Below are 12,947 nucleotides of genomic sequence, written 5' to 3'. Positions count from 1 at the left end.
ATGATCCAACTTCGCAAACTCGATTCCACCGCCATCGACTTCCAGGAAACCCTCGACGCGCTGCTCGCGTTCGAGGCGGAGACCGACTTCGCCATCGAGAAGGCCGTCACCGACATCATCGCCCAGGTGCGGGCGCGCGGCGACGAGGCGGTCGTTGAATACACGAACAAGTTCGACCGCATCCCGAACGGCGGCGCGGCCGACATCCACGCCTTCGAGATCGGCCAGGCCGAACTGGATGCGGCACTGGCATCGCTGCCGGACGCGCAACGCACCGCGCTGCAGACGGCGGCCGAGCGCATCCGCGTGTTCCACGAGCGCCAGAAACAGGAGCTGCAGGGCTTCACGTACACCGAGGCCGATGGCACGGTGCTGGGCCAGCGCATCACGCCGCTGGACCGCGTGGGCATCTACGTCCCGGGCGGCAAGGCGGCGTATCCGTCGTCCGTGCTGATGAACGCGGTGCCGGCAAAGGTGGCCGGTGTGGGCGAGATCGTGATGGTCGTGCCGACCCCCGACGGCGTGAAGAACCAGATGGTGCTGGCCGCCGCGGCGATCGCCGGCGTCGACCGCGTCATCGGCATCGGCGGTGCGCAGGCCGTCGCCGCGCTGGCCTATGGCACCGAGTCGATCCAGCCGGTCGACAAGATCGTCGGTCCCGGCAACGCCTACGTGGCCGCGGCCAAGCGCCGCGTGTTCGGTGCGGTGGGCATCGACATGATCGCCGGCCCGTCCGAGATCCTCGTGATCTGCGACGGCACCACGGACCCGGACTGGGTGGCGATGGACCTGTTCTCGCAGGCCGAGCACGACGAGCTGGCGCAGGCGATCCTGCTGTGCCCGGACGCCGGCTATATCGCGCAGGTGGAAGCGTCGATCCAGAAGCTGCTGCCGACGATGCCGCGCCAGGACGTGATCCGCACGTCGTTGACGGACCGCGGCGCGCTGATCAAGGTGCGCAGTATGGAAGAAGCATGTGAGATCGCCAACGGCATCGCCGCCGAGCACCTGGAGATCTCCGCCGAGAATCCGCGCCAGTGGGCCGAGAAGATCCGCCACGCGGGAGCGATGTTCCTGGGGCGCTTCTCGTCCGAATCGCTGGGCGACTATTGCTGCGGCCCGAACCACGTGCTGCCGACGTCGCGCACGGCGCGTTTCTCGTCGCCGCTGGGCGTGTACGATTTCCAGAAGCGCTCGTCCGTCATCGAAGTGAGCGAAGCGGGCGCGCAAACGCTGGGCAAGGTCGCCGCCGAGCTGGCGTACGGCGAAGGACTGCAGGCGCACGCGCGCAGTGCGGAGCTGCGGCTGAAAACATGAGAAAGAAAGGTGCAGGTTCGCCCGAGGAACCCAACGGCGTGAATCAGGGGTCAGACCCGGCGGGTCTGACCCCAGGTTTTGCCGTGGGGGTGAAAGTGCGCGAACCTGCTCCTTGGCTGGATCAAATCTGGTGCGAAGATGCGCTGGAAGGCCTCGCGCGCATTCCCGATGGTTCGATCGACCTGATCCTGACCGATCCGCCGTACAACCTGGGCAAGGATTACGGCAACGCGTCCGACCAGAAGTCGGTCGACGAGTACCTGGCATGGACCGAGCAGTGGGTCGATGCGGCGCTGCCGAAGCTGAAAGACAACGGCAGCCTGTACATCTTCCTCACGTGGCGCTACTCTCCGGAGATCTTCGTGATGCTGAAACGGCGCATGACGATGATGAACGAGATCATCTGGGACCGCCGCGTGCCGTCGATGGGCGGCAGCGTGCGCAGCTACTCGTCGGTGCACGACACGATCGGTTTCTTCGTGCGCCGCAAGGATTACTATTTCGATCTCGACGCCGTGCGCATTCCGTACGACGCCGAGACCAAGAAGGCCCGTTCGCGCTCGATCTTCGTCGGCGCGAAATGGCTGGAAGTGGGCTACAACCCAAAGGACCTGTGGAGCGTATCGCGGCTGCACAGGGAACATGCGGAGCGGGTCGATCACCCGACGCAAAAGCCGCTCGAGATCATCGAACGGATGGTGAAGGCATCGTGTCCGCCAGGCGGCGTGGTGCTGGACCTGTTCATGGGCAGCGGCACCACGGCGGTGGCCGCACGCCGCACGGGCCGCCATTTCGTCGGCTTCGAGCTGAACCCCGATTATTGCAGGATCACCGCCGAGCGACTTGCGCAGCTGGAGCAACCGGCCGCGCAGCCGAAGGCGCGCGCGAAGGTTCGCGCCCTGCCCGCAGAATAAACCTTGGAGTGTAGAGTAATGTCCCTCGACAGCCTGATCAGCAACACGATCCGCGCCGACGTGCGCAGCGACAAGAGCTACCACGTGCCCGATGCCAGCGGCTACGTGAAGCTCGATGCGATGGAAAATCCGTACCAGCTGCCCGAAGTCCTGCGGCGCGAGCTGGGGCAGCGCATGGCCGACGTGGCGCTGAACCGCTATCCGGCCGCTTCCTACGGCCCGTTGAAGGAGCGCATCCGCGCCAAGCTGGGTGTTCCGGCCGGCTACGATGTGTTGCTCGGCAATGGCTCGGATGAGCTGATCGCCATCATGGCCGCCACCTGTGCGCACCAGGATCGCCGCGCGGTGCTGCTGGCCCCGGTGCCCGCCTTTGTGATGTTCCAGCGCTCGGCGCAGATCGCCGGCATGGATTTCGTCGGCGTCCCCCTGAAGGAAGACCTGACGCTGGACCTGCCGGCCATGCTGGAAGCCATCGGCAAGCACCGCCCGGCCCTTGTCTTCCTGGCCTACCCTAACAACCCGACGGGGAACCTGTTCGCCGCCGACGAGATCGAAGCCATCCTGCGCGCCCAGGGCGACCAGGGCCTGGTCGTCGTCGACGAGGCCTACGAGCCGTTCGCCCAGCAGAGCTTCATGCCGCGCCTGCCGCAGTTCGACAACCTGATCGTGATGCGCACGTTGTCCAAGCTGGGCCTGGCCGGCATCCGCCTGGGCTACATGAGCGCGCATCCGGCGCTGCTGGAGCAGTTCGAGAAGGTGCGGCCACCGTACAACGTCAACGTGATGACGCAGGCGGCGGCCGAGTTCGCCCTGGACCACATCGACGTGCTGAACGAACAGGCGCGCCTGTTGCGCGAGCAGCGTTCCGTGCTCAGCAATGCGCTGGCCGATCTGCCGGGCGTGCGCGTGTTCCCATCCGCGGCTAATTTCATCACGATCCGGGTGCCGGATGCGGATGCCGTCCACGCGGCGCTGCTGTCTCGTAAAATCCTGATTAAAAATTTGAGTAAAATGCACAGTGTGCTGACGAATTGTCTTCGTGTTACCGTCAGCACGCCGGAAGAGAATGCCGCTTTCCTCGACGCGCTCAAGGCGTCGCTGGCGGCTTGAATTCAACCCGAGCCTTTCCATGAACGCCAACGCACAACGCGCCCCGCGCACCGCTGAAGTAACCCGCAACACGAACGAGACGCAGATCCGCGTCGCCCTGAACCTGGACGGCACCGGTGTGCAGAAGCTCGATACGGGCGTGCCTTTCCTGGACCACATGCTGGACCAGATCGCGCGCCACGGCCTGATCGACCTGGACGTCAAGGCCACCGGCGACACGCACATCGACAATCACCACACCGTCGAGGACGTGGGCATCACGCTGGGCATGGCGGTGGCGCAGGCGATCGGCGACCGCAAGGGCATCCGCCGCTACGGCCATGCCTACGTGCCGCTGGACGAAGCGCTGTCGCGCGTCGTCATCGATTTTTCCGGCCGGCCCGGCATCGAGTACCATATCCCGTTCACGCGCGCGATGATCGGCACGTTCGACGTCGACCTGACGCTGGAATTCTTCCGCGGCTTCGTCAACCACGCGGGCGTCACGCTGCACATCGATAACCTGCGCGGCACCAACGCCCACCACCAGTGCGAAACCGTGTTCAAGGCATTCGGCCGCGCGCTGCGCATGGCCGCCGAACACGACGAGCGCGCGGCCGGCACCATTCCCTCCACCAAAGGAAGCCTGTAAACCCTCACCGGCTTTCATGCTATGAAAAAAATTGTTGTAGTTGACTACGGCATGGGCAATCTGCGCTCCGTCGCACAGGCCTTGCGTGCCGTCGCGCCCGAAGCGGACGTCAGTATTTCCGGCGTGCCCGCGGACATCGATGCGGCCGACCGCATCGTGCTGCCCGGCCAGGGCTCGATGCTCGACTGTATGAAGAGCCTCGCCGAGTCGGGCGTGCAGGATGCGCTGCTGCGCGCCGCACGGTCGAAGCCGATGATGGGCGTGTGCGTGGGCGAGCAGATGCTGTTCGAACGCAGCGAGGAGCGCGATGCCGCGGGCCTCGGCCTGTTGCCGGGCAAGGTCGTGCGCTTCCAGCTCGACGGGCAATTGCAGGAAGACGGTTCCCGTTTCAAAGTGCCGCAGATGGGCTGGAACCAGGTGAAGCAGACGGCGGCACACGCGATGTGGGACGGCATTCCCGACAATGCCTGGTTCTACTTCGTCCACAGCTACTACGCCAGGCCGGACGACCCGGCGCACAGCGTCGGCGAAACCGTGTACCGCGCCCCGTTCTGCTGCGTCGTCGCGCGGGACAATATCTTCGCCACCCAGTTCCACCCGGAGAAGAGCGCCGCCACGGGCCTGCAGCTGTACAAGAATTTCGTTCACTGGAATCCGTAAGCTCAACCACACCAACCACTCGAACCCACACAAACCATGCTGCTCATTCCTGCCATCGACCTCAAGGACGGTCACTGCGTTCGCCTGAAACAAGGCGACATGGAACTTGCCACCGTGTTTTCCGAAGACCCTGCTGCGATGGCCCGCCATTGGCTGGAGCAGGGCGCCCGGCGCCTGCACCTGGTCGACCTGAACGGCGCCTTTGCCGGCAAGCCGAAGAACGAAGGCGCCGTGAAGGCGATCCTGAAGACGGTGCAGGACTTCGCCGAGGAAAACGGCATCGACGAAATCCCCGTGCAGCTGGGCGGCGGTATTCGCGACCTGGACACGATCGAGCGCTACCTCGATGACGGCATCAGCTACATCATCATCGGCACCGCGGCCGTGAAGAGCCCCGGCTTCCTGCACGACGCGTGCGGCGCCTTCCCCGGCCACATCATCGTCGGCCTGGATGCGAAGGACGGCAAGGTGGCCACCGACGGCTGGAGCAAGATGTCCGGCCACGAAGTGATCGACCTGGCGCAGAAGTTCGAGCAGTACGGCGTCGAATCGATCGTCTACACGGACATCGGCCGCGACGGCATGATGGGCGGCGTGAACATCGAAGCGACGGTGCGCCTCGCACAGGCCGTGCGCATTCCGATCATCGCATCGGGCGGCCTGCACAACCTCGCGGACGTGGAAGCACTGTGCGCGGTGCAGGACGAAGGCATCGAAGGCGTCATCTGCGGCCGTTCGATCTACGAAGGCACGATCAACCTGAACGAGGCGCAGCTGCGCGCCGACGAACTGTCCGGGTCTGTCGGGGAATCGGGCGAAGAATAATATGCTAGCCAAACGCATCATCCCCTGCCTGGACGTGACCAATGGCCGCGTCGTCAAAGGCGTCAACTTCACCGAGCTGCGCGATGCCGGCGACCCCGTCGAGATCGCCCGCCGCTACGACGAGCAGGGGGCCGACGAACTGACGTTCCTCGACATCACCGCCTCGTCCGACAACCGCGACCTGATCCTGGACATCATCGAGGCCGTCGCCTCGCAGGTGTTCATTCCGCTGACGGTCGGCGGCGGCGTGCGCAAGGTGGAGGACGTGCGCCGGCTGCTGAATGCGGGCGCGGACAAGATCAGCCTGAACACGTCCGCCGTCAGCAACCCGCAACTGGTGTTCGAGGCTTCGCAGAAGCATGGCTCGCAATGCATCGTCGTCGCGATCGACGCGAAGCAGGTCGCGCCGGGCAAGTGGGAAGTGTTCACGCACGGCGGCCGCAATGCGACGGGCCTGGATGCGATCGAGTGGGCGCAAAAGATGGCATCACTGGGCGCCGGCGAACTGCTGCTGACCAGCATGGACCGCGACGGCACGAAGTCCGGTTTCGACCTGGCGCTGACGCGCGCCGTGTCCGATGCGGTGGGCGTGCCCGTGATCGCGTCGGGCGGCGTCGGCGGCTTGCAGGACCTGGCCGACGGCGTGACGAAGGGCCATGCGGATGCGGTGCTGGCCGCCAGCATCTTCCACTATGGCCAGCATACGGTGCAGGAAGCGAAGCAGTTCATGGCGCGGCAGGGCATCCCGATGCGGCTGGTCTGACGAGGTGACGAGATGAGTATCCCGACGACGACGCCCAGTGTGGCGAAGGCGAAATGGCTGAACCGTGTGCGCTGGGACGAGCATGGACTCGTGCCCGTGATCGTGCAGGAAAACGGCAGCAACGATGTATTGATGTTCGCCTGGATGAACCGCGACGCGCTGTACAAGACGGTCGAGCTGCGCGAGGCCGTGTACTGGAGCCGTTCGCGCAAGAAGCTGTGGCACAAGGGCGAGGAGTCCGGCCACGTGCAGAAGGTGCTGGACATCCGTCTCGACTGCGATGAAGACGTGGTGCTGCTGAAGGTCGAGCAGGCCGGCGGCATCGCCTGCCATACGGGCCGGCACTCGTGCTTCTTCCAGCGCTTCGACGGCGATGCGAAGGAAGGCGACTGGCACGACGTCGAACCCGTGCTGAAAGACCCGGAAACGATTTATACGGAAAAGAAGAAATGAGCGACACCCCGTCCATCCTCGACCGCGTGGCGCAGACGATCGAGTCGCGCAAGGGCGCCGATCCCACCACGTCGTACGTGGCGAAACTGTTCGCGAAGGGCGACGACGCGATCCTGAAGAAGATCGGTGAGGAAGCCACCGAGACCGTGATGGCGGCGAAGGATGCGCGCGTGTCCGGCGATGCGTCGAAGGTGCTGTACGAATGCGCCGATCTGTGGTTCCATTCGCTGGTACTGCTGGCCCGCTTCGACCTGACGCCGCAACAGGTGCTCGACGAGCTGGCGCGCCGCGAAGGCATTTCCGGCATCGAAGAAAAAGCCGCCCGCAAACCCGATTAAGAGGAAACCGAAGTGGACAACTGCCTGTTCTGCAAGATCGCCGCCAAACAAATCCCCGCCGCCGTCGTCTACGAGGACGACGAACTGATGGCGTTCAAGGACATCAACCCGGCCGCCCCCGTGCACCTGCTGGTCATTCCGAAAAAGCACATTTCGACGCTGTCGGACGCGCAACCGGAAGACACGACGATCCTGGGCAAGATGCTGGCGCTGGCGCCGAAGCTGGCGGAAGAACACGGCGTGTCCGTCGTCCATGCGGAGGGCGGCCCGACCCGCGGCTACAAGACGCTGATCAACAGCGGTCCGGACGGCGGCCAGGTCATCTACCACCTGCACATGCACATCTACGGCGGACCGCGGCCTTGGAAGGGCATGCATTAAAAACATACGTCGAAAGAGGTATTTCCGGCCGTTACTGTGACAGGCACATGACAGGCGCGCTTCGCGTATACTGTCCATTCACGTGAATTCGGGCGTTACCGCCCTGCAAGGAGAAAATGATGGGTTCTTTTAGCGTCTGGCACTGGCTGATCGTCCTGGTCATCGTGCTGCTGGTCTTCGGCACGAAGAAGCTGGGCAACATCGGTTCGGACCTGGGCAAGGCCGTCAAGGGTTTCAAGGACGGCGTGAAGGGTGACGAGAACAAGGATGCGGCCGACCAGCCGGTCCCCCCGCCCGCGAAAGTGACCGACAAGGGCACGATCGAAGTCGAAGCCAAGGAAAAGAACAAGGCGTGATGCGGCAACCTTGCCGCACCATTATTGACTCATGATCGATCTCGGTCTTTCCAAGCTGGCCATCATCGGCGTCGTCGCGCTGGTCGTCATCGGCCCCGAAAAACTGCCGAAAGTGGCGCGCATGGCCGGCACGCTGTATGGCCGCGCGCAACGCTACCTGCACGACGTGAAGACGGAAGTCAGCCGCGAAATCGAGCTGGAAGAGCTGCGCAACCTGCAAAAGACGGTCGAGGAACAGGCGCAGACGATCAAGGCCGACGTCGAGAACTCGATCCAGAAGAACATGGCCGAAGTCGAAGACGCCTTTCGGGTCGACGACACCGCGGCCGACACGATCGGCGCGCCGGTCATGCATACCGCGACGACGGACGACCAGGTCCGCAAGGCCAAGGAATTCCGCCGCAAGCGCCTCGTGCGCACCTCGGCCGTACCGCTGTGGTACAAGCAGCGCAATGGCGGCCGCATGCACGTGGTATCCGGCGCGGCACGCGTGGCGCGCTTCCGTCCGCGTAGCGGCAAACCTCCTGCATCCTTCTACTGATGAGCATTGAACAACCGGCTGAAGAAACCTTCATCAGCCACCTCGTCGAACTGCGCGACCGGCTGGTCAAGGCGGCCATCGGCGTCCTCGTCGTCACGGCCCTGCTGATGTTCTGGCCCGGACCGACGGCGCTGTACGACTTCCTGGCCCGGCCGATGATCGGCGCCTTGCCGGTCGGCTCGAAGATCATCGCCACCGGCGTCACCGCGCCGTTCCTCGTGCCGATGAAGGTCACCTTGATGCTGGGCCTGATCCTGGCGCTGCCATGGGTGCTGTACCAGGCATGGGCCTTCGTGGCACCCGGACTGTACACGCACGAGAAGCGCCTGGTGGCGCCGCTGGTGATCTCGTCGTCGCTGCTGTTCGTCGCCGGCGTCGCGTTCTGCTACTTCTTCGTGTTCGGCCGCGTGTTCGCGTTCATCGCGCAGTTCGCGCCCACCTCGATTTCCGTCACACCGGACATCGAGAACTACCTGGACTTCGTGATGTCGATGTGCCTGGCGTTCGGTGCGGCGTTCGAGGTCCCCATTGTCGTCGTGATCCTCGTACGGATGGGCCTGGTATCGCTGGCCAAGCTGCGCGAGTGGCGGCCGTACGTGATCGTCGGCGCCTTCGTCATTGCCGCGATCGTCACGCCGCCGGACGTCGTCAGCCAGTTCGCGCTGGCCGTGCCGATGTGGATGCTGTTCGAACTGGGGCTGCTGGTGTCGCCGATGTTCGTCAAGATGACCCAGGCGCCCGAGGAACAGACTTGAAGCGCCAGGCCTGAAGCGCCAGACCTGAAGCGCCAGACCTGACTTCAGTGGGCAGCCGTTGCCGGGAAGGCCGGCGGCTCCTGGGCGGGAACGTTCGCCACCCTCTCGACATTGGTATTGAACCTGTTCAGCGCGTGATAGCCCCCCAGCAGCGCGCCGACAACCACGATCGTCAGCACGTTCAAGCCCAGGTTGCCGAGGATATCGCGTGCCCACTGGCCTAGCGTCTTCTTCGCCCTGATTTCAGCGGCGATCGCATCCAGGCCTTTGCTGAGCACGCTTTCCCTGACCTCCACTTCGTATTGCGTCACGCGCGTCTTCAACGCTGCACTGAGAAATGCCTGCACAAGCAGCTCGGCGTTCTTGCGGTAGGACTCGATGCGCGATTGCGTGCACGTCTGCGTATGAAACGCCCGCATTTCCTCTATCGTCGGTTCGCGGCCCCGCTGGCAGCGGATCGCCTCGACAAATTCGATCTTCTCGCGCTTGTAGAGCAGGTAGGCAAATGCGCCGACGGCATCGTTCACGTCGGTGACGAGTTGATCGTAAATCCAGTTGTAGGGGGAATCGGCTGGGGCGGCCCGCGCTGCCGCCGGCGGTGCAGGCTCAGCCGCCGAGGCCGGTGCCCCGGCGGTTGGCTGGGAATCCATGGGGCCGCCCAGGCATCTCAGCCAAAGACGACCCGCATGGCTTCGGCAAACGCGCGATTGATTTCCTCGCGGCTGAACTTCGATTCCAGCACAATGCGGCTGCCGGCGGGCGACAGCCCGGCGGTGTTGTAGACGGTGCCGGAAATCAGCTCATGGTTCACGCGCCGGACTTCGTCGAGCGTGAAATGTTTCTGCATTTTCATGATCGCTCCAGATAACGTTAACGTTGCACGATGCCGCCAACCGCTATGCCATCAGGAGCCGATTCTACATGAGGAAAAGCGCTGCAAAGCAGGCTGAGCCAGGCAAAGTATCACGTAGTTGCGCTGGCTCTGATCCACGCCGGGTTACTGCATCAACTCCCGGATCACCTTCACCGGCGCGCTGCCATAGCCCAGGAATTGCTCGTTGAACTTCTTCAGCGAGAAGCGGCTGCCCAGTGCGTTGCGCTGCTGTTCGCGCAGCTCCATGATTTCGCTGTAGCCGGAGAAGTATGACGTCAGCTGCACCGAGGTCAGCGTGGCGCGGCGCCATTTTTCCGCTGCTTCCTGCTGCGTCTGGAAAGCCTGGCGCGTCAGCAGGTCGAGCGCCTGCTCGCGCGTCATGCCGAGCACGTGCACGCTGTAATCGAGGATCGTGTTCGTCACGCTGCGCAGGTTCCACTTCGAGTACATCAGCCACATCTCGGGCGAGTTGTCGTAGCCCGATTCGAGCATCATCCGCTCGCTGTAGACAGCCCAGCCTTCGACCATCGCGCCATTGCCGAAGATCGATTTGACGATCGACGGCGACTTGTTCGCGTACACCAGCTGCGCGTAGTGGCCGGGGATCGCCTCGTGCATGTTCAGGATCTGCAGGATCCAGTGGTTGTACTCGCGCAGGCTGCTCTCGGCCTGTTCGGGCGTGGCACCATCGAGCGGCGTCACGTTGTAGTAGGTGCGGTCCTGCGGCCGGTAGGGGCCGGGCGCTTCGATGCTCGCACCCGCCACGCCGCGCTGGTAGGCCGGCGTCTCGCGCACCACCAGCGGCTTGTCGGCATCCAGCGTCAGCAGGTCGTTATTCGTCACCCATTGCTGCAGCTTCGGGATCTGGGCCTTGATCTCGGTGAAGAACTGCTCGCGCGGCACGTGGTTGGCCGAGAGCTTGTCGATCACCATGCCGATCTTCGCATAGCGGTCGGCCGGCTTGGCCGTGCCTTCCAGGTACTTCGGCCACAGCTCGTCGCTGATTCGGTCCATATTGTCCAGCAGCTGCTCGCGCGCGGCCAGTGCCTTCTGGTACGTCTGTTCGCCCGTGCTGGCGGACTGGATGTCGAAGGCGAACTTCTGTTCGTACAGGTCCTTGCCGATGCGGAACGAGCGCGCCGTGCCGCTGGCGGCCAGGTGCTTGTCCAGTTCGCCCAGCCATGCCGCATAGGCTTCGATGGCCGTTTTCGCCGTGGCGACGCGCTGCGCGAACAGACCTTTCTCGTTGGCGGCCAGGTTCGATGCCTGCGCTTCCTTGTCCAGCTCGTCCAGCAGCGCGATCACGCCTGGGGCCTGGGCGATCGCCAGTTGCGTGTGCTCGCGGGTCGGCGTCGTGATGTTGGCGCGCGCCGCTTCATAGTAGGCCGGCACGTTGGCGATGCGGCGCAGCAGCGTACGCAGGCGCTGCGATTTCGCCGCGTATTCCGTGTGCAGGATGTAGTCGATCGGGCTGGCGATGTTGTACACCGCCGGGTTCCATTCGAACTCGCGGAATGTCGTCAGGTACCAGCGGTCGGAATTGAGCTTGTTGACGAGCAGGCCCATGTCGGTGCGCTGGCGCGGCGACAGCTGGCGCGTGTCGATTTTGCTGAAGCGTCCCAGCCAGTCGTCGATGAAGGCCAGCTGCAACTGGCGCGTCGCCAGGTCGGGTACCGTCAGCGTGCCGGCCGTGTCGTACTTGCCGACGCTGATCGCCGTTTCCGGATCCATCCGCCACAGCGCCGTCAGGAACTGACTGGACAGGGTGTCGAACGCCCGATCGGCGCGGGATTCATTGCTGGCCGGCTTGGCCGCGGCGGCCGGCGCCGCCTTGGCGGTGGATTTGGTCTTCGCGGATTTCCTGGCTGGCGCCGTCTTCGTCGCCTTGGCCTTCTGCGGTTTTTTCGCGGCCTCGGCCGGCGCGAACGCCAGTGCCGCCATCATCGCGGCCAGCGCAATTTTCGTCTTGATCATCGTGTAGCCTTCTCTTACCGGGCGGCAAACGCCGCTGTTTTTGCAGCGTGCGAGATTATCATCAATCCGCCTGCCTGCGGCCAGGATGTTACACGACGGTACAAAGCCTTCGTATCGAGCCTTCGTATCAAAGCCTTCCTCTAGGCGAGCCGGTCGTCGCGGATCAGTTGCTGGTGGCGCTGGTTGACGAACGCGACGGCTTCGCGCCCCCGCGCCATGTCGTTCAACACGATTTCGCTGGCCTTCGTGAAGCGGTGGCCGATGCGGATCGTCCACGAGCGCAGCAGCCAGCTGCGGAACGATTGCACATAGGTCGCTTCATCGATGTCGCGCCATTTCACGCCGCGCACGCCGCGCGACCACGGCAGGATGCCGGAATACACCCAAACGCCCACGTCGTCGTAATACAGCTGCACGCTGCGGATCACGAGCACGCGGTAGCCGATCAGCAGCGTCCCCGCGGCCAGCACGCCGGCGGCGGCCAGCTCCGAGTAATTGAATGCCAGGCGCAGCGCGAACACCATCACGATGGCAAGCAGCACGCAGCCCGTGTAGGCCGTCCATGCCTTGCCGCACAGCGGCGTGCCGTGTGCGGCGGTGTCATTGAGTTCCGGTGAATTGTCCATCCATCAATGATTGCATGGAACGGCTGTTTCCACCAAGTGTCAGACCGGGCCCTGGCGGCTGTCCATCCGTTCCGCATGGTCGCGGCAGGCGAAACGGTCGAGGACGCCCGCTGCGCGGGTGCCGTCGCGATCGTCCTCCACTTCCACCTGCATCAGGCAGTTACTGCGCTGGACCGGCGTGCGCATTTCGCCGTTCGCCGACTGGCGGTTCCGGTTGCCCATCGACGGCGTGGGTTTTTCGGTGAGGTCGACGACGAAGTTGCCTTCGACGGGACCGGCTTCGTCCTCGTGGACGTTGATCGAGATCGCGGAAGCGGCGATGCCCGAGGCGATCAGCGCCTCGCGCGCCTGTTCGGCGACGGTGAGACTGTCGAATACACGCAGCAGGGTGTCGGCCATGATGTGCTCCTTTTCGTTCGGACCATCATA

General features: G+C 64.1%; 18 protein-coding genes. 13 read left to right on the top strand and 5 right to left on the bottom strand.

What is annotated here, in order from left to right; translation table 11 throughout:
- The 13 genes from hisD to tatC all read left to right on the top strand — a co-directional run bounded on the left by hisD (position 1) and on the right by tatC (position 9,044).
- Positions 1 to 1,317 (top strand): histidinol dehydrogenase, encoded by a 1,317-nt coding sequence (gene hisD / locus IP92_RS24930; RefSeq protein WP_145880386.1) that lies wholly within the window; start codon positions 1 to 3, stop codon positions 1,315 to 1,317.
- Positions 1,314 to 2,231: a DNA-methyltransferase gene (locus tag IP92_RS24925; RefSeq protein WP_145880385.1), complete on the top strand. Its 918-nt coding sequence runs from the start codon at positions 1,314 to 1,316 to the stop codon at positions 2,229 to 2,231. Before hisD ends, IP92_RS24925 begins: the two co-directional genes overlap by 4 nt.
- 18 nt (positions 2,232 to 2,249) lie before the next feature.
- Positions 2,250 to 3,341 carry a histidinol-phosphate transaminase gene (gene hisC, locus IP92_RS24920; RefSeq protein WP_145880383.1) on the top strand — a complete coding sequence of 364 codons (1,092 nt, stop codon included), beginning with the start codon at positions 2,250 to 2,252 and terminating at the stop codon, positions 3,339 to 3,341.
- Between the two features lie 19 nt (positions 3,342 to 3,360).
- The gene (gene hisB / locus IP92_RS24915; protein WP_145880381.1) at positions 3,361 to 3,972 is read left to right on the top strand and encodes an imidazoleglycerol-phosphate dehydratase HisB; all 612 of its coding nucleotides are present in this window, start codon (positions 3,361 to 3,363) and stop codon (positions 3,970 to 3,972) included.
- Positions 3,973 to 3,993: 21 nt separating this feature from the next.
- Entirely contained in the window at positions 3,994 to 4,632 is a 639-nt protein-coding gene (gene hisH / locus IP92_RS24910) for an imidazole glycerol phosphate synthase subunit HisH (RefSeq protein ID WP_145880379.1), read from the top strand.
- A gap of 36 nt (positions 4,633 to 4,668) precedes the next feature.
- Positions 4,669 to 5,457, top strand: coding sequence for a 1-(5-phosphoribosyl)-5-[(5-phosphoribosylamino)methylideneamino]imidazole-4-carboxamide isomerase (gene hisA, locus IP92_RS24905; protein ID WP_145880377.1), 789 nt, complete (start codon positions 4,669 to 4,671; stop codon positions 5,455 to 5,457).
- 1 nt (position 5,458) lies between these two features.
- Positions 5,459 to 6,220, top strand: a complete 762-nt coding sequence (gene hisF, locus IP92_RS24900) for an imidazole glycerol phosphate synthase subunit HisF (RefSeq protein ID WP_145880375.1) — start codon at positions 5,459 to 5,461, stop codon at positions 6,218 to 6,220.
- 12 nt (positions 6,221 to 6,232) lie between these two features.
- Positions 6,233 to 6,673: a phosphoribosyl-AMP cyclohydrolase gene (gene hisI, locus IP92_RS24895; protein WP_145880372.1), complete on the top strand. Its 441-nt coding sequence runs from the start codon at positions 6,233 to 6,235 to the stop codon at positions 6,671 to 6,673.
- A complete protein-coding gene (locus IP92_RS24890; RefSeq protein WP_145880370.1) occupies positions 6,670 to 7,011 on the top strand; it encodes a phosphoribosyl-ATP diphosphatase in 342 nt (113 codons plus the stop codon). The genes hisI and IP92_RS24890 overlap by 4 nt, the downstream gene beginning before the upstream one ends.
- A gap of 12 nt (positions 7,012 to 7,023) precedes the next feature.
- Positions 7,024 to 7,392: a histidine triad nucleotide-binding protein gene (locus IP92_RS24885; protein WP_145880368.1), complete on the top strand. Its 369-nt coding sequence runs from the start codon at positions 7,024 to 7,026 to the stop codon at positions 7,390 to 7,392.
- A 119-nt stretch (positions 7,393 to 7,511) separates the two neighbouring features.
- Positions 7,512 to 7,748, top strand: coding sequence for a Sec-independent protein translocase subunit TatA (gene tatA / locus IP92_RS24880; protein WP_145880694.1), 237 nt, complete (start codon positions 7,512 to 7,514; stop codon positions 7,746 to 7,748).
- Between the two features lie 31 nt (positions 7,749 to 7,779).
- Positions 7,780 to 8,289, top strand: coding sequence for a Sec-independent protein translocase protein TatB (gene tatB / locus IP92_RS24875; protein ID WP_145880366.1), 510 nt, complete (start codon positions 7,780 to 7,782; stop codon positions 8,287 to 8,289).
- The gene (tatC, locus tag IP92_RS24870; RefSeq protein WP_199271776.1) at positions 8,289 to 9,044 is read left to right on the top strand and encodes a twin-arginine translocase subunit TatC; all 756 of its coding nucleotides are present in this window, start codon (positions 8,289 to 8,291) and stop codon (positions 9,042 to 9,044) included. The genes tatB and tatC overlap by 1 nt, the downstream gene beginning before the upstream one ends.
- A gap of 44 nt (positions 9,045 to 9,088) precedes the next feature.
- Here tatC and IP92_RS24865 read toward each other — a convergent pair whose 3' ends face one another.
- From IP92_RS24865 to IP92_RS24845, 5 genes are all read right to left on the bottom strand, one after another.
- Positions 9,089 to 9,694 (bottom strand): hypothetical protein, encoded by a 606-nt coding sequence (locus tag IP92_RS24865; protein WP_145880364.1) that lies wholly within the window; start codon positions 9,692 to 9,694, stop codon positions 9,089 to 9,091.
- Between the two features lie 17 nt (positions 9,695 to 9,711).
- Entirely contained in the window at positions 9,712 to 9,897 is a 186-nt protein-coding gene (locus tag IP92_RS24860; protein WP_145880362.1) for a hypothetical protein, read from the bottom strand.
- 144 nt (positions 9,898 to 10,041) lie between these two features.
- Positions 10,042 to 11,892 (bottom strand): DUF885 domain-containing protein, encoded by a 1,851-nt coding sequence (locus IP92_RS24855; protein ID WP_145880360.1) that lies wholly within the window; start codon positions 11,890 to 11,892, stop codon positions 10,042 to 10,044.
- A gap of 140 nt (positions 11,893 to 12,032) precedes the next feature.
- Positions 12,033 to 12,518, bottom strand: coding sequence for a hypothetical protein (locus IP92_RS24850; RefSeq protein WP_145880357.1), 486 nt, complete (start codon positions 12,516 to 12,518; stop codon positions 12,033 to 12,035).
- Positions 12,519 to 12,557: 39 nt separating this feature from the next.
- A complete protein-coding gene (locus IP92_RS24845) occupies positions 12,558 to 12,917 on the bottom strand; it encodes a hypothetical protein (RefSeq protein WP_145880356.1) in 360 nt (119 codons plus the stop codon).
- Positions 12,918 to 12,947 lie beyond the last annotated feature (30 nt).

The sequence above is a fragment of the Pseudoduganella flava genome (genome assembly GCF_007830495.1).
In the GTDB taxonomy this organism is placed as follows: Bacteria; Pseudomonadota; Gammaproteobacteria; order Burkholderiales; family Burkholderiaceae_D; genus Rugamonas; species Rugamonas flava.
The sequence above is the reverse complement of the archived record's forward strand: the minus strand, read 5'-3'. Positions and strand labels throughout refer to the sequence as shown.

What these genes read in the sequence shown, in the direction of transcription:
- hisH (WP_145880379.1), top strand. Translation starts at nt 3,994, where the DNA reads ATGAAAAAAATTGTTGTAGTTGACTACGGCATGGGCAATCTGCGCTCC.
- hisD (WP_145880386.1), top strand. Translation starts at nt 1, where the DNA reads ATGATCCAACTTCGCAAACTCGATTCCACCGCCATCGACTTCCAGGAA.
- hisB (WP_145880381.1), top strand. Translation starts at nt 3,361, where the DNA reads ATGAACGCCAACGCACAACGCGCCCCGCGCACCGCTGAAGTAACCCGC.
- tatB (WP_145880366.1), top strand. Translation starts at nt 7,780, where the DNA reads ATGATCGATCTCGGTCTTTCCAAGCTGGCCATCATCGGCGTCGTCGCG.
- tatC (WP_199271776.1), top strand. Translation starts at nt 8,289, where the DNA reads ATGAGCATTGAACAACCGGCTGAAGAAACCTTCATCAGCCACCTCGTC.
- IP92_RS24925 (WP_145880385.1), top strand. Translation starts at nt 1,314, where the DNA reads ATGAGAAAGAAAGGTGCAGGTTCGCCCGAGGAACCCAACGGCGTGAAT.
- IP92_RS24855 (WP_145880360.1), bottom strand. Translation starts at nt 11,892, where the DNA reads ATGATCAAGACGAAAATTGCGCTGGCCGCGATGATGGCGGCACTGGCG.
- hisA (WP_145880377.1), top strand. Translation starts at nt 4,669, where the DNA reads ATGCTGCTCATTCCTGCCATCGACCTCAAGGACGGTCACTGCGTTCGC.
- IP92_RS24890 (WP_145880370.1), top strand. Translation starts at nt 6,670, where the DNA reads ATGAGCGACACCCCGTCCATCCTCGACCGCGTGGCGCAGACGATCGAG.
- tatA (WP_145880694.1), top strand. Translation starts at nt 7,512, where the DNA reads ATGGGTTCTTTTAGCGTCTGGCACTGGCTGATCGTCCTGGTCATCGTG.
- IP92_RS24860 (WP_145880362.1), bottom strand. Translation starts at nt 9,897, where the DNA reads ATGAAAATGCAGAAACATTTCACGCTCGACGAAGTCCGGCGCGTGAAC.
- hisF (WP_145880375.1), top strand. Translation starts at nt 5,459, where the DNA reads ATGCTAGCCAAACGCATCATCCCCTGCCTGGACGTGACCAATGGCCGC.
- IP92_RS24850 (WP_145880357.1), bottom strand. Translation starts at nt 12,518, where the DNA reads ATGGACAATTCACCGGAACTCAATGACACCGCCGCACACGGCACGCCG.
- hisI (WP_145880372.1), top strand. Translation starts at nt 6,233, where the DNA reads ATGAGTATCCCGACGACGACGCCCAGTGTGGCGAAGGCGAAATGGCTG.
- hisC (WP_145880383.1), top strand. Translation starts at nt 2,250, where the DNA reads ATGTCCCTCGACAGCCTGATCAGCAACACGATCCGCGCCGACGTGCGC.
- IP92_RS24845 (WP_145880356.1), bottom strand. Translation starts at nt 12,917, where the DNA reads ATGGCCGACACCCTGCTGCGTGTATTCGACAGTCTCACCGTCGCCGAA.
- IP92_RS24865 (WP_145880364.1), bottom strand. Translation starts at nt 9,694, where the DNA reads ATGGATTCCCAGCCAACCGCCGGGGCACCGGCCTCGGCGGCTGAGCCT.